Source organism: Paenibacillus sp. KS1, assembly GCF_001680695.1.
GTDB lineage: Bacteria > Bacillota > Bacilli > Paenibacillales > Paenibacillaceae > Paenibacillus_B > Paenibacillus_B suaedae.
In genome coordinates this window covers 1-682 of sequence record NZ_MAIS01000282.1, presented here as the reverse complement: position 1 = coordinate 682, position 682 = coordinate 1, and the positions used below count along the sequence as shown (strand labels likewise).

Annotated in this window: 1 protein-coding gene; it reads right to left on the bottom strand. The window is 33.3% G+C overall.

Features of this window, described 5'->3' with window-relative positions; all coding sequences use genetic code 11:
• On the bottom strand, positions 1-682 hold a 682-nt coding region (locus BBG47_RS28315), incomplete at both ends, for a hypothetical protein (RefSeq protein ID WP_083189658.1).

The following is a 682-nucleotide window of genomic DNA, read 5'->3' as shown; positions in this document are numbered from 1 at the left end:
TATTTTTTAATTACTTCTTCAAATTCATCCTTATTAAGATTATTGAAATAGTTTTGAGTCCCTTGATTAAATATATAAATATTCAAAATATGATCTGTTACCAAATTCTCTTCTTTTAATTTTTGTAAAAATTTATATATTTTAAATAACTCATTATCTTTCTTAAACTGTGCTTTATTAACAAAAATTGCAACTGAGGTTATGAATTGAGCTCCATCAGACTCTTTTATATAATTTTTCCCAACCCTTACTCCATATGGATCCGGTATTACTAGACCGCCCATAGGATTTTGAAAAAGTAATATTTTTGTTGTAAAAAAAACTTGATTGGCGTAAATACTTTTTAAAATTGCTTCGATATTGGAACGCACATAATCTCCCCATAACACATCTGCATAATTATTCCCCCTCCCTGACCATCTGGTAAAGATGATTTCATCCCCTGTATCCGTCGGAATGCTTACATCCACTCTAACTTCCTCATGCCCCTCCGGATGAAGGACTACTTTATAAAACGAGCGGTTTTCATTTGGGCGATAAGTAACATTGTCCGCTATAAATCTCATACCAAAGTCTTCCTCAAGCCGCTGTTCTGCTATTCGCTTCAATTCACCATGATCAAGTGGGCCTCTAATTGCACAACGATAGTAAATTAATGAAATGAGGACAAAGATCACGATAA